The 20956-nt window shown below is 65.6% G+C and carries 19 protein-coding genes; 7 read left to right on the forward strand and 12 right to left on the reverse strand.

The window, feature by feature from the left end; all coding sequences use genetic code 11:
- Nucleotides 1-221: 221 nt before the first annotated feature.
- The 3 genes from BRAGE_RS0135040 to BRAGE_RS0135050 all read left to right on the forward strand — a co-directional run bounded on the left by BRAGE_RS0135040 (nt 222) and on the right by BRAGE_RS0135050 (nt 5835).
- A complete protein-coding gene (locus BRAGE_RS0135040; protein WP_027561388.1) occupies nt 222-3113 on the forward strand; it encodes a DUF2235 domain-containing protein in 2892 nt (963 codons plus the stop codon).
- Nucleotides 3114-3217: 104 nt separating this feature from the next.
- A complete protein-coding gene (locus BRAGE_RS0135045; protein WP_027561389.1) occupies nt 3218-3901 on the forward strand; it encodes a response regulator transcription factor in 684 nt (227 codons plus the stop codon).
- On the forward strand, nt 3898-5835 hold the full coding sequence (locus BRAGE_RS0135050) for a sensor histidine kinase (RefSeq protein ID WP_027561390.1): 1938 nt from the start codon (nt 3898-3900) through the stop codon (nt 5833-5835). Before BRAGE_RS0135045 ends, BRAGE_RS0135050 begins: the two co-directional genes overlap by 4 nt.
- 138 nt (nt 5836-5973) lie before the next feature.
- On the opposite strand, the gene BRAGE_RS0135055 is transcribed toward BRAGE_RS0135050, so the two are convergent.
- Nucleotides 5974-6264 carry a hypothetical protein gene (locus BRAGE_RS0135055; RefSeq protein ID WP_027561391.1) on the reverse strand — a complete coding sequence of 97 codons (291 nt, stop codon included), beginning with the start codon at nt 6262-6264 and terminating at the stop codon, nt 5974-5976.
- A gap of 237 nt (nt 6265-6501) precedes the next feature.
- Between BRAGE_RS0135055 and BRAGE_RS0135060 the strand changes: the two genes are divergently transcribed.
- On the forward strand, nt 6502-6726 hold the full coding sequence (locus BRAGE_RS0135060) for a cysteine rich repeat-containing protein (RefSeq protein WP_027561392.1): 225 nt from the start codon (nt 6502-6504) through the stop codon (nt 6724-6726).
- A 435-nt stretch (nt 6727-7161) separates the two neighbouring features.
- Nucleotides 7162-8574, forward strand: coding sequence for a hypothetical protein (locus BRAGE_RS56535; protein WP_063617198.1), 1413 nt, complete (start codon nt 7162-7164; stop codon nt 8572-8574).
- A 210-nt stretch (nt 8575-8784) separates the two neighbouring features.
- Here the strand turns inward: BRAGE_RS56535 and BRAGE_RS0135070 are convergent, their stop codons facing one another.
- From BRAGE_RS0135070 to BRAGE_RS0135085, 4 genes are all read right to left on the reverse strand, one after another.
- On the reverse strand, nt 8785-9492 hold the full coding sequence (locus tag BRAGE_RS0135070; RefSeq protein WP_027561393.1) for a hypothetical protein: 708 nt from the start codon (nt 9490-9492) through the stop codon (nt 8785-8787).
- Between the two features lie 75 nt (nt 9493-9567).
- The gene (locus BRAGE_RS0135075; protein WP_027561394.1) at nt 9568-10281 is read right to left on the reverse strand and encodes a hypothetical protein; all 714 of its coding nucleotides are present in this window, start codon (nt 10279-10281) and stop codon (nt 9568-9570) included.
- A 134-nt stretch (nt 10282-10415) separates the two neighbouring features.
- The gene (locus tag BRAGE_RS0135080) at nt 10416-10664 is read right to left on the reverse strand and encodes a hypothetical protein (protein WP_027561395.1); all 249 of its coding nucleotides are present in this window, start codon (nt 10662-10664) and stop codon (nt 10416-10418) included.
- A gap of 248 nt (nt 10665-10912) precedes the next feature.
- Nucleotides 10913-11878, reverse strand: coding sequence for an NAD(P)H-dependent flavin oxidoreductase (locus tag BRAGE_RS0135085; RefSeq protein ID WP_027561396.1), 966 nt, complete (start codon nt 11876-11878; stop codon nt 10913-10915).
- 106 nt (nt 11879-11984) lie between these two features.
- Here BRAGE_RS0135085 and BRAGE_RS0135090 point away from each other — a divergent pair, with 106 nt between their 5' ends.
- Nucleotides 11985-13547, forward strand: a complete 1563-nt coding sequence (locus BRAGE_RS0135090) for an AMP-binding protein (protein WP_027561397.1) — start codon at nt 11985-11987, stop codon at nt 13545-13547.
- A 329-nt stretch (nt 13548-13876) separates the two neighbouring features.
- Here the strand turns inward: BRAGE_RS0135090 and BRAGE_RS0135100 are convergent, their stop codons facing one another.
- The 7 genes from BRAGE_RS0135100 to BRAGE_RS0135130 all read right to left on the reverse strand — a co-directional run bounded on the left by BRAGE_RS0135100 (nt 13877) and on the right by BRAGE_RS0135130 (nt 19588).
- Nucleotides 13877-14650 carry a thioesterase family protein gene (locus BRAGE_RS0135100; protein ID WP_027561398.1) on the reverse strand — a complete coding sequence of 258 codons (774 nt, stop codon included), beginning with the start codon at nt 14648-14650 and terminating at the stop codon, nt 13877-13879.
- Between the two features lie 237 nt (nt 14651-14887).
- A complete protein-coding gene (locus BRAGE_RS0135105; RefSeq protein WP_027561399.1) occupies nt 14888-15856 on the reverse strand; it encodes an NAD(P)H-dependent flavin oxidoreductase in 969 nt (322 codons plus the stop codon).
- Between the two features lie 182 nt (nt 15857-16038).
- Entirely contained in the window at nt 16039-17439 is a 1401-nt protein-coding gene (locus BRAGE_RS0135110; protein WP_027561400.1) for an aspartate ammonia-lyase, read from the reverse strand.
- A 31-nt stretch (nt 17440-17470) separates the two neighbouring features.
- Nucleotides 17471-18001: a hypothetical protein gene (locus BRAGE_RS0135115; RefSeq protein ID WP_027561401.1), complete on the reverse strand. Its 531-nt coding sequence runs from the start codon at nt 17999-18001 to the stop codon at nt 17471-17473.
- 46 nt (nt 18002-18047) lie between these two features.
- On the reverse strand, nt 18048-18650 hold the full coding sequence (locus BRAGE_RS0135120; RefSeq protein WP_084334586.1) for a YqaA family protein: 603 nt from the start codon (nt 18648-18650) through the stop codon (nt 18048-18050).
- Nucleotides 18651-18695: 45 nt separating this feature from the next.
- Complete coding sequence (gene hisE, locus BRAGE_RS0135125; RefSeq protein ID WP_027561403.1) at nt 18696-19100, reverse strand: phosphoribosyl-ATP diphosphatase; 405 nt, start codon at nt 19098-19100, stop codon at nt 18696-18698.
- A gap of 116 nt (nt 19101-19216) precedes the next feature.
- A complete protein-coding gene (locus BRAGE_RS0135130; RefSeq protein ID WP_027561404.1) occupies nt 19217-19588 on the reverse strand; it encodes a hypothetical protein in 372 nt (123 codons plus the stop codon).
- 226 nt (nt 19589-19814) lie between these two features.
- Here BRAGE_RS0135130 and BRAGE_RS0135135 point away from each other — a divergent pair, with 226 nt between their 5' ends.
- Nucleotides 19815-20882 (forward strand): ABC transporter substrate-binding protein, encoded by a 1068-nt coding sequence (locus BRAGE_RS0135135; RefSeq protein ID WP_027561405.1) that lies wholly within the window; start codon nt 19815-19817, stop codon nt 20880-20882.
- Nucleotides 20883-20956: the final 74 nt, after the last annotated feature.

Genomic DNA, 20956 nt, shown 5'->3' on the forward strand with positions numbered 1-20956 from the left:
CCTCGCAAATCGGACTCAAAGCTCGGGCCCGCCCGGGCTTTTTTCTTTGCCGATTGTGGCGGAGTTCATAGACAACCGGGGCAGGACGCCGCCATCCTTTTTGCTCCCTCGGCGCGATTCCGGGTGAAATCCATTACTTCACGATGAAATCACGGATGAATTTGAAGGATGCCGCCCGAGCGGGCCCCTAAAGCATCCGCCTGAAATTTTCGGAGGAGCGCATGACGCACCAGGACGAGGCGCTGCAAGGCGGTCCTGCACGGCCGGACCATACGCACGATGATCCAAAGGTTGCGGCGAATGCACCCGACGCACCGGCGCCGCGCAAGCTGGTGCTGTTCGCCGACGGCACGGGCAACGCGTTCACCACCCAGGAATCCAGCGTCTGGCGGCTCTACGAAGCGCTCGACCACACCCAGCCGGATCAGATCGCACACTACATCAAGGGTGTCGGCACCGCCGGCTGGGCGCCGCTCGCCGCGCTCGACGGCGCCACCGGCATCGGCGTGCCCGGCAACGTCCGCAAGCTCTACCGCTTCCTGTGCTGGAATTGGCGCGAGGGCGACGAGATCTACATCTTCGGCTTCAGCCGCGGCGCCTTCACCGCCCGCACGCTGGCGGCCATGATCTCCAGTCAGGGCCTCATGCCTGCCGTGATCGACGACACGCCGGTGTCGCATGCTGAGATGGAGCGCAACGCCAAGGCCGCCTGGCGCGAATATCGCCGGGACACCGTGCCCTGGACCAAGAGCCTGCCGACGATCTGGGTCACGCGCTGGATCCGCGACTTCCTGCTGTTCATCTATCACTGGCTCTGCGGACATCGCTCCTACGCCGAGGTGCGCAGCAAGATGGGCGTGCGCAAGGACGTCGAGATCGAATTCCTCGGACTGTTCGACACCGTCGAGGCGTTCGGCGTGCCGATCGAGGAGCTTCGCCTCGCCGTCGACTGGGCGATCTGGCCGATCTCGTTCCGCAATCATCGCCTGTCGCACAAGGTCAGGCAGGCCTGTCACGCGCTCGCTCTGGACGACGAGCGCACCACTTTCCATCCGCTGCGGATCGATCAGAGTCATCTGGGACGGGAGCAGATCGTCAAGGAAGTGTGGTTCGCGGGCGTTCATTCCGATATCGGCGGCGGCTATCCGGAATCCACGCTGTCCTTTGTCCCGCTGGTCTGGATGGTCGAGCAGCTCGGCGGCAGGCTGCGCTTCCAGGACGGCGAGATCGAGCATTTCCAGGACTATCAATCGGCGATCGGACCACGGCATGATTCACGCAGCGGCGCAGCGGTGCTGTACCGCTACGGGCCGCGCCCGATTTTGGCCGGCCGCGAGAATGGCGGGGAGCCAGTCGTGCATTTCGCCGTCATCGAGCGGATGTTGTTCGGCTGCGACGATTACGCGCCGATCATGCTTCCGGCGGATTGCCGCGTGCTGCTGCCGAACGACACGAAGCTCCCGGACGGAACGGTGCTGCCGGGCGGAACGAGACTTCCCGACGGGACGGTGCTACCGGACGGAACGAGACCTCCCGACGGAGCGGTCCTGCCGGCCGGAACGACGCTGCCGCTGCAGTCGAAGAAAACGGACGAGAGAGAAAAGGAGCTCGAGGAGCAGCTCGTCCGCGCACTCCTGAAGATCGCCTATCTGGCAAAGGCCACGGGCCCGCGACGCAAGCTAGAGGCCGAAGCCTTCATCACGATGAGCACGCCGGACCCCGGCATGTCGAGCCTGACGCGCGACACCGTGTGGTGGCGGCGCGTCGCCTATTTTTCACTGTTGTTCATGGTCGCCTTCATCGCCGTCTTTCCGTGGATTGCGCGCGGCCTAGTCGGCTCATCTGAGGACGGCGGCCTGAGGGACACCTGGTTCTTGAAGCGCGTCACCGACACCGACTGGCTGCTCAGCGCGGTCGTGGCGCCGCTCACCAATATCCTGAGACACGTGCTGCCGGCCTATGCGACGCCGTGGCTCGACATCGCGACCTATTATCCGGTCCTGACCTCGGCCGTGCTGCTGCTCACGCTCTGGGTGTGGAACAAGAACTCCGTGCTGCGCGACAACATCCAGGAGCGTGCGCGGCTCGCCTGGAATACGCCGCGCCGCAAGGCAAGCCGGGAACACATCACAACGTCCGGCCGCGCGCTCAGATTTGGCAACTGGATGCGCCACAATATGGGCTGGGCGCAAACCCTGTTTGCCAGGCGGCTCATGCCTATCGGCTTCCTGTTCATCATCTTCAGCTCGGCTTTGCTGATGGTATCCACCAGCTACTTCACCGGCCGTGTCGCGCTCGGCAGGGTCTGCTCAGCGCCGGAGGTCAAGACCGCGAGCGGCCCGCGCGTCGAACGCGGCAAGCCCGTGCTCGACGAGGCCTTGTCTGCGGGGAGCGTATTCGAGACCAGGGACTTCTGCTGGTGGAGCGGACTGGCCGTCGAGAAAGGCCGCAAATATCGCGTCTGGCTCGACATCGACGAGCCCTGGTTCGACCGCACCATCATGACCGGCGTGAACGGCTTCGGGACGGACCTCGCGCGTTACATCTTCCTGCCGATGCGCCGGCTCTACGGCGCCGACTGGTTCCAGCCGGTGGTGCGCATTGGCTCGAAAGGCATAAACGATATTCCGCTCACGGCCATCAATGTCGAGCCGGCGGACGTGCTGCCGCGCCGGAAGGACCCGACGCTTCCGGCGGAGGACGATCTGGAGAAGAGTCCCGACCACAGATATTGGGTCCGCGTCGAGGACGAGCTCGGCGACAACGATCCGCACCGCGCGAAGCTCAAGGCGCTGGACGGTTTTCTGCCGATCCAGGCCGACGACCTGCCGGTGGCCCGCGAGGTGTGGAAAAGGCAGAATCTGACCGGTCGTGTAGTCGCCGAGTTCGTCGCGCCGGATTCCGGCGAGCTCTTCTTCTACGTCAACGACGCCGTCCAGATCTTTCCGACCGTGCTGCCCTGCTGCTTCACGCCATGGTGGCTCGCGCCCTTCCAGGGGCGGACCGAGAAATTCTACGACAACAACAGCGGCACGGCGCGGATCAAGGTGCAGCGGCTTCCCGTGCCGCCACAGCCGCCTGAGAAGCCGGCGCAGACCGTGTCTGCCCGGTAGGAGCGACCTGGCTGTCGATGCCCCATGATTATGGGTGTCACGGCAAGTGGGCTGCGGATAAACTGGCTCGCGCCGCGGGGGACACGCGGTGCGGGACGATGAACATGAGCGAACAGGGCGAGACGGGTGAGGCGATCACTATCCTCCTCGTCGAGGACGACGCACCGACCTGCTGGCGGCTCCAGGATGCGCTGGTCAAGGCCGGCTACGAGGTGCGCAGCGCCGGCACGCTCGGTGAGGCCCGCTCCGCGCTCGGCGACGGCGCGCCGCGCGTGCTGCTGACCGATCTCAGGCTGCCCGACGGCCACGGCATCGAGCTGATCCGCGAAACCCGGCAGCGCTTTCCCGACACCGAGATCATGGTGATCTCGGCGCTCGGCGACGAGGAAAGCGTGATCTCCGCGATCACGGTCGGCGCCACCGGCTATCTCCTGAAGGACGCCTTCCCTACCGACATCGCCACCACGGTGCGCGATCTGGTCGCCGGCCATTCGCCGATCTCGGCCTCGATCGCCCGTTTCATCGTCCGCAGAACACAAGGTGCCGCGCAGAATTCGGCGGAGCCGCCCCCCGGGCCCGTGCTCAACACGGCAAGGCTGACCCCGCGGGAGATCGACATCCTCTGGGGCATCGCCAAGGGCTTCAGCTACGCCGAGATCGCCAGCCATCTCGGCTTGTCCAGGCAGACCGTGCCCGGCCACATCAAGAACATCTATCGCAAGCTCGAGGTGCACACGCGCAGCGAGGCGGTGTTCGAGGCGGTGCAGCAGGGCCTGATCAAGCTGTGAGCGAGATCGCGGCGAAGGCACCGGTCAAACCCGCGCGGCGCCGGCTGCTGGCCTCGCGCCTCGTGCCTTATCTGCTACTCCAGGCGCTGATCGTGATCGCCACCATTCTCGGACTGCGGCTGCTCCAGCCCAGCGATCCCGACGATCATGCCGTGACGGCCTTCTCGTTGCGGGAGGACGGCATGACGCGTCCCGTAACGCTGCCGCATTTCACCGCCTCGCGCTATTCGCTGGCGGACCCGCCGCTCTATACCGGCACCTTCACCTTCAGAAGCGGCGATGCGGCCTCAGGATGGTCGGTCTACCTGCCGCGCTTCAGCAACGCGGCGGAGGTCGCCGTCAACGGCGTCGTCGTGCTCGATTCCCGCCGCGACGCCAACGCCAACCGGCCGGACCGCAACACGCCGCAGATCGCGCTCATCCCGGCTTCGCTGCTGCGCGACGGCAGCAACGAGATCACCGTGCGGCTGTTCGTATGGGGACCGCTGAAGGGGTTTCTCGACACCGTCTATGTCGGGCCGGATGCAGCCCTGCGTCCGGCCTATGAGACGCGCACGCTGCTGTTCGTCACATTGCAGGTGGTGTTCTCCGCCTGGCAGTCGATCCTCGCCGTCATCCTCGCGATCATGTGGCTGATGCGGCGACGCGAGCCGGTCTATGGCGTACTGGCGGCTGCGATGGTGCTCGGCGTCATCCAGGCCTTCATGCCGCCGCCGGTGCCGCCGTTCACCGTGTCGCGGCTGCCCGCGGTGCTGCTCGCATCCGCGCCGATCGAGAGCGCGCTGATCGTCGCCTTCGGCGTGCTGTTCTTCGGCTGGCGCTGGCCGCGCTACGGCATCCTGCTGTTCGCGCCGGGGCTGATCATATTCGTGGTCGGATTGATCGCGGGACCGCCGCTGCCGCGCATCCTGTTCCTGGTGCTCGGCATCCCCACGGTCGGGCTCAGCCTGTTCCTGATGGCCTGCGTCACCACGGCCGCGGTGATCCGGCGGCAGGACGCGGCGAGCTTCACGATCGGCTGCGCGGTGACGATCGTGCTGACCTGCTGGATCCACGACATGCTGTCGGTGTTCGAGATCGTGACCAACGAGCGCATCTTCGTCTCGCGCCTGTCCTATTCGGCGATGCTGGTGGCGATCGGCGCCGGCCTGACCTGGCGCTTTGCCCGCGCGCTGAACCAGGTCGACAGCTTCGCAGGCCAGCTCGTGACCCGCGTGCGCGAGGCCGAGGAGCGGCTGAAGGCGAGCTTTGCCCGCGAGGAAGAGCGCGCCCGCGCCGCCGCGCTCGCCAACGAACGCACACGCCTGATGCGCGACCTGCATGACGGTCTCGGCGGCCAGCTCGTCAGCATCGTGGCACTGTCCGAGCGCGGCCATGAGGGCGCGACCATCACCGACGCAGCCCGCGCGGCGCTGAAGGATCTGCGTCTCGTCATCGACTCCATGGACGACATCGGCGGCGACCTGATGCTCGCGCTCGGCTCCTGGCGCGAGCGCGCGACGGCGCAATTGCGGCCGCACGACATCGCGCTCGACTGGCGCGTGACGACGCCGCAGGGCCTGCCGCTGCATCCGGAGCTGCGGCCCTGGCACGTCATCCAGATCGTGCGCATCCTCGACGAGGCCGTGACCAATGCGGTCAAGCACGCCAAGGCCCGCCACATCGCGGTGACCATCGAGACGCTGGAGGGGGGCCAGGGAAATGACCAGGGGCCGTATGGCGTGATCAGCGTGACGGACGACGGCTGCGGTTTTGCGCTCGCCGGCAATGGCGAAGCCGCGGGCGCGAGCCAGACCGCGCGCGGCCTGCGCAACATGAGAAGCCGCGCCGCGCGCTGCGGCGCCGTGCTCGATCTGAGCTCGGAGGGCTCGGGCACGCGCGTGCGGCTGCAATTGCCGCGAATCTTTCCCGACAGCGACGCCGCCGCCGGCTGAAAAACCCCCTCCCCGAGCGTGTGGGACGCACGGAGAGAGGGAACGGGCCGGATTGTCTGCCTTGCGGAGGACGGGGGGTGTTCGTCCGCAGGGCTCCGTTGCCCGAAACGATGCAATCAACTCAATCGAACGAACTCGTCAGCGCACGCCGACCCGATTGACCGGACCGCCGCGGTTCATCGGCGTGCCTGCGCGAACGCCAACGCCGGGCGCGCCGACCCCGGGCGTTGCCACCGCTGCCGCGGCAACCGGGGCCCCGGGCGCGACCACCACCGCCGCGGTCGGCCGCACCACGCAGCCCTTGGGCACGCCGACCGTCTTGCAATACACCACCGCCTGCGCCGGGCTCGTGCCCAGCGCGACCGTTGCCGCACCCGCCAGCATCATCACCGTCAGCCCGGCGCTCAGCGCTCCCGCTTTTTTCGACATCTTGCTCTCCTCGTTCGCGTTCGGCGTCCCGATGCAATCACCGGGTTTCGCAGCCGACGTGAAGCTGTGAATGGCAAAAGACGGCGCACGGATACATGCCATGAAGATGGGGGTGCGGCGGCGATCAGCGCGAGCCGATGCCATGAACATGGCATGGACCGCGCGCACGGCTTCGCGAGATGGTCCGGCCCGCTTGATCCCAGGCGGGACAAACGACAATCCCAAAAGAGGTGCTTTATGAAGATTTCGGTTCTTGCCGCGCTGCTGCTCGCCGCCACCGCCCTGCCCGCCGCAGCGCAATCCGGTCCGACACCGCAGGAGCAGATGGCCTGCCGCAGCGACGCCAGCAAATTCTGCGCCGAGCATATCGGCAAGCCGCCGCAGATGAATGCCTGCCTGCGCGAGAACAAGTCGAAGCTCTCCGACAGCTGCCGCAAGGTGGTGGAATCGCACGGCGGATAGTCGTCGACGCGAACTGCGCTGCCGTCTTTCCGCGTGAAAGAAGGCAGCGCGCAAGCAGCTCGCGACATGAGCGCCCTTCGACGCAGGGCCCGATTGTCGCCGGCTTGGCCCGGCTTGTGCGGGCTGCAATGCAGCCCTTGAAGGCGGGCCGCACGGCAAGATCGCCGGCGGCTCCCGCACGTGTCCATTTTTGGGACGGCGCCCGGACGGCCCCACCTCCGCGCCGCACTGTCGCAGGTCGCCTCAGCGCCCGAGATTTCGCGTTCCCGCATCTTGCACAACGAAAGATTGCACGCCAGTTTAGACGGGTTACACGCACGCATTGTCGCCCGGCCCGCACCTTTCGCGGCAATCGGGAATTTTTATCGACCTGATCTGGCCTGGTTGAAGGCCGCGATCGCGGACCATTTGTGCTTTGAAATTTGGAGCGCTCCAATGAGCATCAATTGGCGGCCCGCCAAGAGCCTTGAAGTCCTGCTCAAGCAGGTCAACGATATGGCGCCCGGACGCGACAAATCGAGCGACGGGATGCTCGGCGACACATCCCATCAGGCGCGCAAGTCCGATCACAACCCTGACGCTAACGGCGTGGTGACCGCGTTGGACATCAGCCATGATCCGGCCCACGGCGTCGACGCAGGCGATATCGCCGAAGCGCTGCGCCAGTCGCAGGACAAGCGCATCAAGTACATCATCTCCAATCGCCGGATCGCCTCGAGCGTCGTTTCGCCCTGGCAATGGCGTCCCTACAACGGCGCCAACGCCCACACGCATCATGTCCATGTTTCCGTCATGGACACGCCGACGCTCTATGACGACACGTCGCCATGGCAGATCGACGCCAACCTGATGCGGCGTGCCAAGATCATTCCCGAGACCGTGACGCTTGGCGGCAGCCGTTGCGCGAATATCACCGCGACCGTGTTCGGTGGCAGCGCCGATCAGGACGAGAAGAGCGCCTATGACGGCCACCGCATCGACGATGTGGAGCTCGGCGTCGCGCTGCCATTCCGCTTCGCGGGACCGCGGCCTCAGGTGCGGGTCACCAACAGGGCGAGTGGAAAATCCGTCGTCTGCAACATCGTCGATGTCGGGCCGTGGAACATCAACGACCCCTATTGGGAGAAAGGCGCAAGACCGCAGGCCGAATCCGGGACCGATATGAGGGGACGGCGGACCAACGGCGCCGGCATCGACCTCACGCCGGGCGCCGCGCGCGCGATCAGCATCCCGGGCAAGGGCGTGGTCGATTGGGAATTCGTGGGCGCCGCTCAGGGCCCGCAACCGAATGCCCAGGCCCTGCTGCCAATTGTCGCCTTGCTGCAGAAATTCGTGAAGGACGGAGCCATCAAGATGCCGCTTCCAGCCAACGATATCAGTGCGATTATCCAGCTGCTGCTCAAAGTCGCACAGGGCCAGAACGCAGCGCCCGGCTCGGTGGTCCCCCCGGCGCCCGCGCCGGCTCTCGATCCTGCCGATCCGACCAAGCAGCTCATCGACGAGATCCTCAAGCTCGTCCTGCCGCAGGTCACCAAGCAGATTCCGCAACTTGGCCAGGTCAACGGCGCGCTGGGGCAGACGATCGGTGAGCTCCTCAACGGCAAGAAGACTGCGATCGGACTCTTCGGCACCCTCGCGTCGTGGCTGGCGCCGATCATCGGCTCCTCGAGCTTGTTCGGCGGTGCGGGCATGGCGGCCGGTGCGGCCCTCCCGGCCGCGGCTGGGGGCTTGGCCCTGGTGCCGCAGATCGGTGTGCCGATCTTCATCGCCATGACGCTGTGGGGCATTCTCGGCAAGGTCGAGAAATGGACGCAGGGCAACGTCCCTTTATCGCAGTCGCCGAAATAGGGCGCGGCGGACCCGCGATCTGGCTACCCCGGCGCACTGGCAACGACCACGGGAAATCGCGCCAACATAATAAATTGCCTCGAGCCTGAAACGGCCGGAGCGTACAACAACCGAAGGTAGTTGGAAAGAATCGAGGCACTCTGTCGCAGCGCCCACCGCGCTGGCGGTCTTGGGTTAACGCGCGCGGCGGCGGGGCAGACGTCTCAGGCGCTAATCATCGTCGTCGGACCCGAACAGCCTGATCTGCGGGACGCCACTGCGCGGACGGTTCGTATAATCGCGCGCGTCTTCGCGGATGTTGCGCGCGACATCGTCCCAATCGGTGCGGTCGCGCATGCCGCGCGGTTCACGGGATTCGGAGTGACGGCGCTCGGCCCAGCGCTCACGGCGCTCCGCCCGGCGCCGCTCCGAGGCGGCGCGCTTCATGTCGGAATCTTTGGCCTTGGCATAGGCATTGTCAGGTGAGGAGGACGGCTCCGTCGACGCCTGCTGCTCGGCAGGTTTTGCGCCCTGCGGAGATGATGCAGGTGCCGGCTTGGCTTGCTCCTTGGGCGGCTCGACTGCGGCGGCTTGCGAAGGCCGCGGAGCCGCCGGTTCGGCGCTCGCCTGAGTGGTCTGCGTCTCGGACTTGGTCGCAGACTTGGCTTCGTCCTGCGCCTGCGCGGGCGCGGCAACCATCGCTCCGAAGGCTTGCGAGCCGGTGAGGTATTGAACGCGCTCGGACGGTGCATTGGTGGTCGCGGGCGTGTTGTCTGGTGCGGCGGCTGCAGCGCGCTGCGCCATCTTGCTGGCGTCCGCCCCCTGCTTCGGCGCGATCGGATTCATGATGTTGCCGGCGACGATGCCGCCGCCGAGGCCAATGGCGATGGCGGCAACGATCGTTCCGGCACCGACGAAATAAGCTGTCGAGGCGCGCATTGGCCCACTCCCTGTTTCGAGCGGGCAACGCATGAGGATTGCCGGATGTTCCTGATATCGGCGGGGAACCGCGCCTCAGATCTGCTGCGCGACCTTCTCGAGCCCGATGAGGCGGGCGAGCTTGCGCACTTCTTCCTTCTGGTCGTCACGCAGCTGGAACAGCAGCGGCATCGCGGCCGACTTCAACTGCTGGACCTCGTCGCAATTCGGATCGATCTGCGCGCTGGGCGGTGCGTTCGGATTTGACAGCTTGTTCGCCTGGATCTTGCGGGCGACGTTGCGCAGTGCGGTCTCGACCGAGGGCCAGTAATATTCCTGCGACGACGACAGCTTCAGGCGATCCTTGATGCCCGAGATCTGAACGTCGGACAGCAGCGAATAGGATTTCTGCGGCTGCGGCTTGGCGACGACCTTCGGCTTGGCCGGGACCTCGACGGCGGGAATCTCGGCGGCGGCGGGCGCCTGGTGCGCGCTTGCCTTGGGCATCGGAAAATCCGACGGCGTGGCAGCGGCAAAGGCCTGGCGCAGCGGCTCGGTCAGCACGGGCGCCTGCGAAAGCTTGTCGGCCGGCACCTGAACCGGGTCGATTGCAGCCGAGGCCAGTGCCAGCGTCGGAACCAGGCGGTCGGCCTTGGCAGCGCGATTGGTCGCGAGCGGCTTGGGCGGAGGCGTCTGCGCGATCATCTCGGCACTGACGCTGGGCACGCTGTCGCGGCCGAGAATGGCGGTGGTGGCGGCGCCGAGGACGAGGAAACAGGTCAGCACGACGATGGTGATGGCTCTGGACAAACGTCTCTCCGGAACGATCGCTTCACGAGTTTGTTAGGGATGCCCGGAAAAAGGGCGCGAAATAAGGCTCGAGTGTGCCGTCGCTGCGACAATCAGCATGCCTGCGACGACATTTCCCGAAAAGGCCAAGGAAATCAGGCAGCTGCCGACAGGTCGTAGGCGTCCTGGATGTCGGCGACGATCTCGGAGGCCTCCCACACCGCGCGCGGTTCGACCGATTGCAGCGTCACCGTCCAGTTGCCGCCGCGACGGGTGCGGGGAACGCTGACGATGTCGAACCGCACGTTTCGGCACAGCGGGTGGCGGGCCAGCGCGTGGGCGACGCGGATGCGGATCTCGTCCAGCGTCGCGGCTGTCTTGCTGTTGAGAAAATCGAAGTCCATCGCCTGTCCCTCTCGGTCCTGATTGGCGGCCGTGAGGGGATTCTTGGCGGGGCTTGGTTAATCTGCCGTTAAGTGGGCCGGGCCGGAGATATGCGGGATTAACTGTGACGGATGCGCTGGCGCCTCCTCTCCCTCTCCCCGTTCTTACGGGGAGAGGGTGGGGTGAGGGGCTGTCTCCACAATCGCGGTAACAGCTGCCCTCGCGGAGGCTCCCCCTCACCCGCCGCGCGCGGGGAGAGGCGAAGAGCTTACCGCCCAACCGCTTCGCGGTATTCCGCGATGGTCCGCGCAACGAGATCGCTGGCCGCCGGCACGTCGGTCACGCCCGACGTCGAATGCCCGCCGCTCCAGATATCGCGCCAGCGTTTGGGCCGGTTCTCACGCGCTGCGACGTCGATGTCCTTGCCGATGTCGATCGCGCCGCGCGCCGGTAGATCATTGGGGTCAAGGCCGGCGGCGGCGATCGACGGCTTCAGCATGCTGGTCTGAAGGCCCGTGAACGCGGTGGTCAGCAGGATGTCGTCGGCGCTGCTCTCGACCAGCATCTGCTTGTGGCGGTCGTCCGCCATGCTCTCGCGCGTCGCGATGAACTTCGTGCCCATGTAGCCGAGATCGCAGCCGAGCACTTCGGCCGCATGCAGCGCTTGGCCGTCGCTGATGCCGCCCGCGAGCACGATGATGCCATCGTAGAACGAGCGCACCGCGCGGACGAAGGCGAACGGATTGAGCCAGCCAGTCTGCCCCCCTGCGCCCGCGGTGAGCAGCACGAGACCGTCGGCACCAGCTTCCGCTGCGCGTTCGGCGTGACGGATCGAGGCAACATCCGCCAGTACCAGTGCGCCCGCATCGTGCAGCGGCTTCAACACCGGCTCGGGCGAGCCGACCGATGTGATGACGATTTCAGGCTTGTGCTTCAGCAGCACGGCGAGATCCTGTTCCAGCCGCGCATTGGAGCGGTGCACGATCAGGTTCGGGCAGAGCGGCGCTGCCTTGCGGCCGGCCTGTCGTTCGTGCTGCAGCAGCCGCGCTTCGATCTCGCTGAACCACGTATCGAGTTGTTCCGTGCTGCGGCAATTCACGGTGGGAAAGCTGCCGATCACGCCATTGCGACAGGCCGCGACCATGAGCTCGACGCCCGACACCAGAAACATCGGCGCTGCAATCAAGGGCAGCGCGAGGCGATCACGAAAGAGTCGCAGTCGATCGGATGTCACTCACGCCTCCTTGCACGGGCTTTGCCGTTCCATCCCGCCTTCTCTGTGCTAGCGTTGCGCAAACATTGGCACGCGAGAAGCCAATGACAAGACAACGAGGAAACATATGTCCGATCAGCTCCACGCATCGTCCCCGACTTGCGCGCAGACGCTACGGGCATTGGCGCGCTATCCTGGCCGCACGGCATTCGCTTGGCCCGGCGGATCGCTGAGCTATCAAGGCACCATCGACCTGATCGGACGCATCCAGGGCGTGTTCATGCGGCTCGGCTTGCAGCGAGGTGCGCGCGTTGCCTTCCTGACCGCGAACCGCGCCGATACGTGGTGCGCCGGTGTCGCCGCGCAATTGTCGCGGTGCTGCATCACATGGTTGCACCCGCTGGGATCGCAGAGCGACCAGCTATTCCAGCTCGAGGATTCGGAAGCCGAAGTCCTGGTGGTCGATGCCGCCGCCTTCCGCGATCGCGGCGGCGAGCTCGCCGCGCAAGCTGCCCGGCTCAAGGCCGTCTTCACCATGGGGCCGGCCGAATACGGCGTCGATCTGCTGGCGGCGATCGAGAGCGCTGGCCATGTCAGCGCACAGTGCCTCGCAGGTCTCGATGATCTCTCCACTCTGAACTACACCGGCGGCACGACGGGCAAATCCAAGGGCGCGCTGCGCTACCATCGCGAGAACGCCGGAGCTGCCGCCGCGATCCTCGCCGACTTCGAGATCCCCGATGCCGCGCGCTATCTCACCGTCGCGCCGATCAGCCACGTCGCCGGTACGAAGGTGCTGCCGACGCTGATGCGCGGCGGCACCGTGCACATGCTGAAGGGCTTCGATCCCGAAGCCGTGCTGGCGACGATCGCGCGCGAGCGCATCAATTTTACCCTGTTCGTGCCGACCATGATCTATGTGCTGCTCGATCATCCCGCACTGAGCAGGACCGACCTCTCCTCGCTCGAGCTCGTGCTCTACGGCGCCTCCGCGATGTCGCCGAGCCGGCTGGTCGAAAGCATCGAACGCATCGGACCGGTGTTCTCGCAGCTCTACGGCCAGACCGAATGCTACCCGGTCTCGGTGCTGCGCAAGGCCGATCACGATCCCAGGACGCCGGAGCTGTTTTCGTCCTGCGGCTTCCCGATCTCAGCCTGTGAGGTCAGGATCCTCGACGACAACGACAACGAGGTGGAGACGGGCGAGGCCGGCGAGATCTGCGTGCGCGCGCCGCATGTGATGGCGGAATACTGGAAGCGCCCTGACATCACCGCCGAGACGCTGAAGAACGGCTGGGTGCACACCGGCGACATCGCGCGCAAGGACGAGCGCGGCTACATGTTCATCCTCGACCGCAAGAAGGACATGATCGTCACCGGCGGCTTCAACATCTTTCCGCGCGAGGTCGAGGACGTGCTCTCCCAACACGCCGATGTCGCGATGGTCGCGGTGGTCGGCGTCCCCGACGAGAAATGGGGCGAGGCCGTCACCGCAATCATCGTGCCGCGCGAGGGCGTCAGGCCCGATCCGGACGAGCTGATCAACATGGTGCGGGCGCGAAAAGGCTCCGCGCATGCGCCGAAACAGATCCAGTTCGTCAAGCAGCTGCCGATGACCGGCGTCGGCAAGGTCGACAAGAAGGTGCTGCGCGCGGGGTTTTGGAGCGGGCGGGACCGGATGGTGGGGTAAATCCCCGGGATTTTACGGTGGTCATTGTGGCTCCGACACCACAGCGCGCAACGGAGTGTGCGCCGGCAATGCCGACCCGATTGCCCGCGAATCAGGGAATCACCTAGACCAGCTGACGGGGCTGGGAAGCGGAGTAACGCATGAGAGTCGCTTCCCTGGAAAGTGCAGTCGCCGCGATCACGTTGATCACGGCTATCGTCGTGGTGCTGTGGGAGATCAAGATCTTCTACGGAATATGAACTGGCAGGATGCCGAGCATCCCTTCCGCGGCGGCGGAAGTCTGCCGTTCAATCGGCGCCAGGTGCAACCATGGCGCGCTTGCCGTCATTTCACCGCTTCTCGATCACCAGGCTTTGCACGGCGCGGCCGAAATAGCCCTGCCGATCCGCCAGCCGCGACATCGCGAGCCCAGCACCGTCAGGTCCGATCCAGGATTCGCCGTCGAGCAGGATCCACTCCCCGACCGGCTGGCGCGCGAAGCTCACCGTCAGGTCGGCATTGATGTAGGTCCAGGCGCGGAAGTCGAGCGTCGAGGCGGTGCCGTTGGAGAAGTCGGCGGCGACCACGGCGCGCATGGCCTGCGAGATCGCTTCGCCCTCGATCAGAGGATAGTCGACGCGAAACCAGATCGCGCCCGCGCCGGCCTGGCCGAAGCGGCCGCGCGCGGCGCGCATCGAGACCGATCGCACGAACGGGCTGGTGGCGGCGTGACCGTCCTCGACCAGCGAATCCTCCGGCGAGGGCAGCGTGACCGGCAGCTCCTTGACGTCATCCGGCAGTGCCTGCGCCTTCGCCTTGATCTTGAGCACGGTGGCACCCACGACCTGCACGCCGTCAGCCAGAAGCTTCACTTCGCAGAGCTGGATCTTGCGGCCCTCGCGCAAAACCTCGGTTACGATGGTGAGCGGCGCCACCGGCACGGGACGCATCAAATCGATGGTGACGCGCGCGATATTCATGGGCACGGGCGCCGGGATGCGTTCGGCCGCCCACGTCACCAGCGAGGCCGGCGCCGAGCCGTGCTGCATGCGCCGGTCCCAGGGACCGGCAGCGTCCGGGCTGGTGACGACGTTGTCGCCGTCGACGCGGTAGATGGCGGTCATCGTGTCTCCGTGGAGCAAACTCGGCGCGCAGCAACCGGTGTCGTCCCCGCGAAGGCGGGGACCCATAACCCCAGGGAGAAGTTGTAGCGCAAGACCGGTAACCACGAGCCTTCGCCAAACTCCTCCCTGGGGTTATGGGTCCCGGATCGGCGCTCCGCTCTAGACAACGCTACGCGTTGTCGAGAGCTACGCTTGTCCGGGACGACGGATGAGAGAGATGTGGGGCGATGGCCTACATCACAACGGCGGGTCGATCGCCTCGTCGTATTCCTTCTTGAAGCGCGCGATCAGCTCGGCCGCGGGCACGACGCCCTCGATGCTGCCGATGCCCTGGCCCGAGCCCCAGATTTCCTTCCAGGCCTTTGGCTTGGCGCGCTCTCCGGAGGCGTCGGTGCCGAAATTCATCTTGGAGGGATCGGAGGTCGGCAGGTTTTCCGGATCCATGCCGGCCGCGAGGATCGACGGCTTCAGATAGTTGCCGTGCACGCCGGTGAAGAGGTTGGAATAGACGATGTCGTCGGCAGTCGAGCCTGCGATCATCTCCTTGTACTTCTCGACCGCGTTGGCTTCCTTGGTGGCGATGAAGGCCGAGCCGATATAGGCGAAGTCGGCCCCCAGGATGCGCGCAGCGCGGATCGCCTTGCCGTTGCCGATCGCGCCCGACAGCGCGATCGGGCCGTCGAACCATTTGCGCGTCTCAGCGACGAAAGCCAGCGGCGAGATGGTGCCGGCATGGCCGCCGGCGCCGGCCGCGACCAGGATCAGGCCGTCGGCACCCTTCTCGATCGCCTTGTGGGCGAATTTCTGGTTGATCACGTCGTGGAAGACGATGCCGCCCCAGCCGTGGACGGCCTGGTTGAGCTCCTCGCGCGCGCCGAGCGAGGAGATGATCATCGGCACCTTGTACTTGGCGCAGAGCTGCATGTCGTGGTCGAGCCGGTTGTTCGACTTGTGCACGATCTGGTTGACCGCGAACGGCGCCGACGGCTTGTCGGGATGAGCACGGTCATAGGCCGCAAGCTCTTCGGTGATCCGCGCCAGCCATTCGTCGAGCAGCTCCGGCGGCCGCGCATTGAGCGCCGGGAACGAGCCGACCACGCCCGCCTTGCACTGCGCGATCACGAGATCGGGCACCGAGATGATGAAGAGCGGCGAGCCGATCACGGGGATCGACAGGCGCCCCTTGAACAGGGCGGGCATGGACATTGCGGAACGGTCCTCTTGTGACGGTCAAATGGAAGCTGGGAGCCATACCAACAAGGCAATCTTTCCACTGTCAAGTATTGCGTTTTGCAGCCGCGGCGGATGCAGTTACCGCAATTCCAACGCGCGGAATTCGTCCGCCGTCATTCCGGGTTCGCGCCTCGCGCGCCCCGGAATGACGGCGCCTACCCGATCAAATCCGGATTGATCAGCCGCTCGAACGAGAACATCTCGTCCCACTTCTCCTGCGTCAACAGCTTGCGTTCGGTCACCACGATCTGGTGCAGCGACTTGCCGCTTTTGTAGCCTTCGCGCGCGATCTCGGCGCATTGCTTGTAGCCGAGCAGCGGCTTCAGCACCGTGACGATGCCGAGCGAGTTCAGCACCATGTTGCGGGTGTGGTCTTCATTGGCGGTGATGCCGACGACGCAGTTCTCGCGCAGGCTGTTCACTGCACGCTCCATGGTGCGGATCGAGAAGAACAGCGCGAACGAGATCACCGGCTCCATCACGTTGAGCTGGAGCTGGCCGGCGGAGGCCGCCAGCGTCACCGTGGTGTCGAGGCCGATGACGAGGAAGCTGGTCTGGTTGACGACCTCGGGGATCACGGGATTGACCTTGCCCGGCATGATCGAGGAGCCCGGCTGAAGCTGCGGCAGGTTGATCTCGTTGAAGCCGGCGCGCGGGCCCGAGGCGAGCAGGCGGATGTCGTTGCAGATCTTCGTCAGCTTGCTCGCGGTGCGCTTGAGCACGCCGGAGAGCTGCACATAGGCGCCGGTGTCGGAGGTCGCTTCCACGAGATCGCCGGCGAGGATGAAATCGACGCCGGTCAGCGCGCTCAGATGCCGGACCGCGAGCTTGGGATAGCCGACCGCCGCGGTCACGGAGGTGCCGATCGCGGTGGCGCCGAGATTGATCTCGCGCAGCAGCGCGCGTGCTTCCGAGATGCGGTCGACCTCCTCGCCGATCGTGGTGCCCCATCCCCGGAATTCGGCCCCGAGCGACATCGGCACAGCGTCCTGGAGATGCGTGCGGCCCATCTTCAGCACGCGGTCGAATTCGCGGCCCTTGGCGAAGAAGGCCTCCTGGAGCTGGCGTAGCGCCGTCATGTAGCTCTCGAGCCGCAGGATCAGCGCCAGCCGGAACGCGGTCGGATAGGTGTCGTTGGTGGACTGGCCGTAATTGACATGATCGTTGGGGCTGACGTGCTGATAGTCGCCCTTGTTGAAACCGAGCGACTCCAGCGCGAGGTTCGCGATCACCTCGTTGGCGTTCATGTTGGTCGAGGTGCCGGCGCCGCCCTGGATGAAGTCGGTGACGAACTGGTTCATCATGTCGCCGGCGATGACGCGGTCGCAGGCCAGGATGATCGCGTCGGCCACCTTGGCGTCGATCGCGCCGAGATCGCGGTTGGCCATAGCGGCGGCCTTCTTCACGAAACCAAGCGCCTTCACGAAATAAGGCTCCTGGTTCATCGGAATGCCGGTGATGTGGAAATTCTCCTTACCCCGGATGGTCTGGACGCCGTAATAGATGTCGTCGGCGATCTCACGCTGTCCGAGGAAGTCCTGCTCCATACGGCTCATGGGCGCTCCTAGCTGCTCGCGCGTCACCGCATCAGTTCTGGCATAGCGCGCTGGTCACGAAAGTGTCGGTGCGGCAATCGTCAGGTTTGCGTTGCCGGCCCGGAATCAGAACCTTGGCCGAGCATTTTTCGGCGGAGTCGGCGTTGATGCTCTTGCCTTCCTTGTAGCCCTTGGTCCGGCAGAGCTGGTCGGCGGCAAGCTTGCAGTCGGGCGCGCCGTTGGACGAGACCGGGCACGCCACGCGCCCGGAGACCATGGTCGAGGGCGTTGCCAGCCGCGACAGGTCGCTCATGGTCTCGCTCGGGCTTTTGATCGGCGGCAGGATCGAGGGCAGCTTGTCGAACAGCTTGCCCATTTCGTTGATCAGGCCGGGATTTTCCTCGCGCGTCGGCGGGGTAGGCGTCGACGGCGGCGGCGCGGCCTGCGGTCCCTGCTCCTGGAGACCGAGCGAGGGAGGGGCGGATTGCGGCCATCCCGTCTCGCTGCCGCCGAGCAGGATCAGCAGCACTGCTGAAGTCGTCGTCCCGAATCTCACAGCCGGATTGCCGGATCGAACCATCATGAGGGCAACCGTAGCCGAAGCCGGCGCAGCGGCAAAGCGTTGCGGGTCAGATCAATTTGACCGCCACCACGAAGCCGAGCACCAGCACGGCGGCGCCGATCGCCACCCACAATCCGAGATGCTCCTCGAGCTTGTGCCGGATCCAGTCACCGTAGCGGTTGAGCAGGATCGCCACGATGAAGAAGCGGCCGCCGCGCGCGACGATCGAGCACAGGATGAAGAGAATGAGACTATAGCCGGCAAAGCCCGAAGTGATGGTGACGAGCTTGTAGGGGATCGGCGTCAGGCCCTTGAGCAGGATGATCACGGCGCCCCATTCCGCATAGGAGGCGCGGAAGGCTTCGACCTTGTCGCCGAGGCCATAGACCTGGATCAGCCAGTGGCCGACCGAGTCGAACAGCAGCGCGCCGATGGCGTAGCCGAGCAGGCCGCCGAGCACGGAGGTGACGGTACAGACCGCGGCATAGACCCAGGCGCGCTGCGGGCGCGCCAGCGACATCGGGATCAGCATCACGTCCGGCGGAACCGGAAAGAACGAGCTTTCTGCGAAAGCCACGGCTCCCATGATCCAGAGCGCGTAGGGCTTGTGGGCGGCGTCGATGCACCAGTCGTAGATACGTTTCAGCATGGCGCCGCGATGAAGCACCATGGGACGGATTTGTCCATCGCGAGTTTTTGAGCGATTTGTGACGCCCTAGTGGCGCTTGCGCCCCGCCCGCCCTTCCAGGGCGACAATTGGCCGCCGCGCCGAGATGCGCGGTGACGCGACTTTGGGCAGTTTCATCGGCGACTTCGGCAGCTTCTCGGCGATGCCGAGCATGTCTTCCCGCCGCGCCATCTCGCGCCAGACGTCATCGGGGCGCACACCGGCGGAGGCCCAGAGCACGGTCAGGTTGTAGAGCAGGTCGGCGCTCTCGCGGACCACGGCTTCGCTATCGCCGTTAACCGCGTCGATCACGACTTCGATAGCCTCTTCGGCCAGCTTCTTAGCCATTTTGGAGGGGCCGCGCTGAAACAGCCGCGCGGTGCGCGATGTTGCCGGATCAAGGTCCCTGGCCGCGAGCACAGCCAGATATAGCCGCTCAAGCGAATCACTCATGTACGCGAAAATACTCTAAACCGGTGGCGAGCGCGTTAACGTACGGCAGCAAAAGCAAAAAACCGGCCGTCGCGGCGCCGCGACGGCCGGTTGTGGTCAACCTTTGGTAGCCAAGGTCAGTAGCAGTTCTGGACATAGCCCTGGCCGCAGAGCTCCGACGGCGCCGAGCCGCCATAGCGCTGGTACTGGTAGTTGGGGCCCGGACCGTAATAGGGGCCATAGGCAGGGGCACTGTAATAGGCCGGACCGCCGTAATAGCCATAGCCTGGACCGTAGTCATAGGCGTAGGCGTCACGGCTCGCGGCGATCGCAAGGCCGGTGCCGATGGCGCCTGCAATGGCCGCGCCGGCGAAGGCCGCGCCGCCGCCGCCATGCCAATGGCGGCCGCCTGCATAGGAGGCGGTCGGGGCGGCAGCGGTCAACGCCAGTACTGCGGCCGTGGCAAGGACGGCCTTGCGGCCGCCAAACTTGGAAAATCTGTCAAACATGTCCTGGACCCTCCTTGGGACCTTCAATGGTGCCTTGAGACAGGCTCATGTCTCTCAAACACCCGCATCCATGTTGGGTTCCCCAACCCCAACACAAGCTGAACGGGGTTGCGTAATCGTGACGCAACCTCCGCTCATCCGCCGTTCATGTTGGCGTTGACAGACTGCCCGCCAGCCGGCGCTGCAAGCGTCACGAAATCATAACAATGCGGGACCGGCGCCACTGATGTCTGGATTCAAGACGATCGCCCTTTGCCGCCTGCCGGCCCTTGTGCTCGCCCTCGCAATCTCGCTCGCCGCTCTGCCTGCACGCGAGGTCGCGGCGGCCGATACCGCCGCACCGTCCACTGCGATCCACTTCACGTTCGATCGCCCGATCGATGCGAGCATGGCGCCGTTCTTCCTGGCCGCAAAGGACGGCGGCCTCAGTGCCGAACGTCTCAACGTTTCCTTCAACAGCGCCGCCGGATCGCCGGAGGCGCTCGCGCGCGTCGCCAAGGGCGACAGCGAGCTCGCGCTTGTCGACATCAACGAGCTGATCCGCTTTCGCGACAAGGACGATGCGGCGCCGGTCAAGGCGGTGTTCGTGCTGTTCAACCGCGCGCCTTACGCCATCGTTGCGCGGCGGAGTCGCGGCATCCATGTGCTGTCCGATCTCGACAGCAAGACCGTCGGCGTTGCCGAGAGCGATCTGTCGATGCGGCTGTGGCCCGCGCTGGCGCAGCGGAACGGCATCAACACCTCGCACGTGAAATTCCACAAGATCAGCGCTGCCGTGCGTGAGCCGATCCTCTCCGCAGGCCAGGTCGATGCCGTGGCCGGCTTCAGCCATCTCTCTGCGGTGAATCTGCGCGACCGCGGCGTGCCCGGCAGCGATCTCGTCGTGCTGCGCTTTGCCGACTATGGCTGCGAGGCCTACGGTTTTGCCGTGGTGGCCAATCCCGCTTTCGCCGCGGCGAAGCCCGACGCGGTGAAGGGATTCGTTCGCGCCTTGATCGCGGGCATCCACGCCACCGTCAAGGAGCCGGCGCGTGCGGCGGATGAGGCCGCAAGCCGCATCGACGACGGCGACCGCGACCTCGAGCTCGAGCTCGAGCGCCTGCGCACCGTGCTCGCCGACAACATCCTGACCGACGAGGTCAGGCGCAACGGCCTCGGCGGCATCGACCCGGCGCGTCTGGAGCGCTCGATCGACCAGATCGCGCAGGATTTCAAATTCCGCAAACGCCCGGCGGCCGCCGACATCTTCGACGACCGGTTCCTTCCGCCGGTCGCAAGCCGGCTCGTCAACTGAGCAAAACCGCAAGCTTCCGCTGTATCTCGCGGGCGATCCCTGCTTAAAATGCGGCTCCATCAGCCGTCCGAGTT

The sequence above is a fragment of the Bradyrhizobium genosp. SA-4 str. CB756 genome (assembly GCF_000473125.1).
In the GTDB taxonomy this organism is placed as follows: Bacteria; Pseudomonadota; Alphaproteobacteria; order Rhizobiales; family Xanthobacteraceae; genus Bradyrhizobium; species Bradyrhizobium arachidis.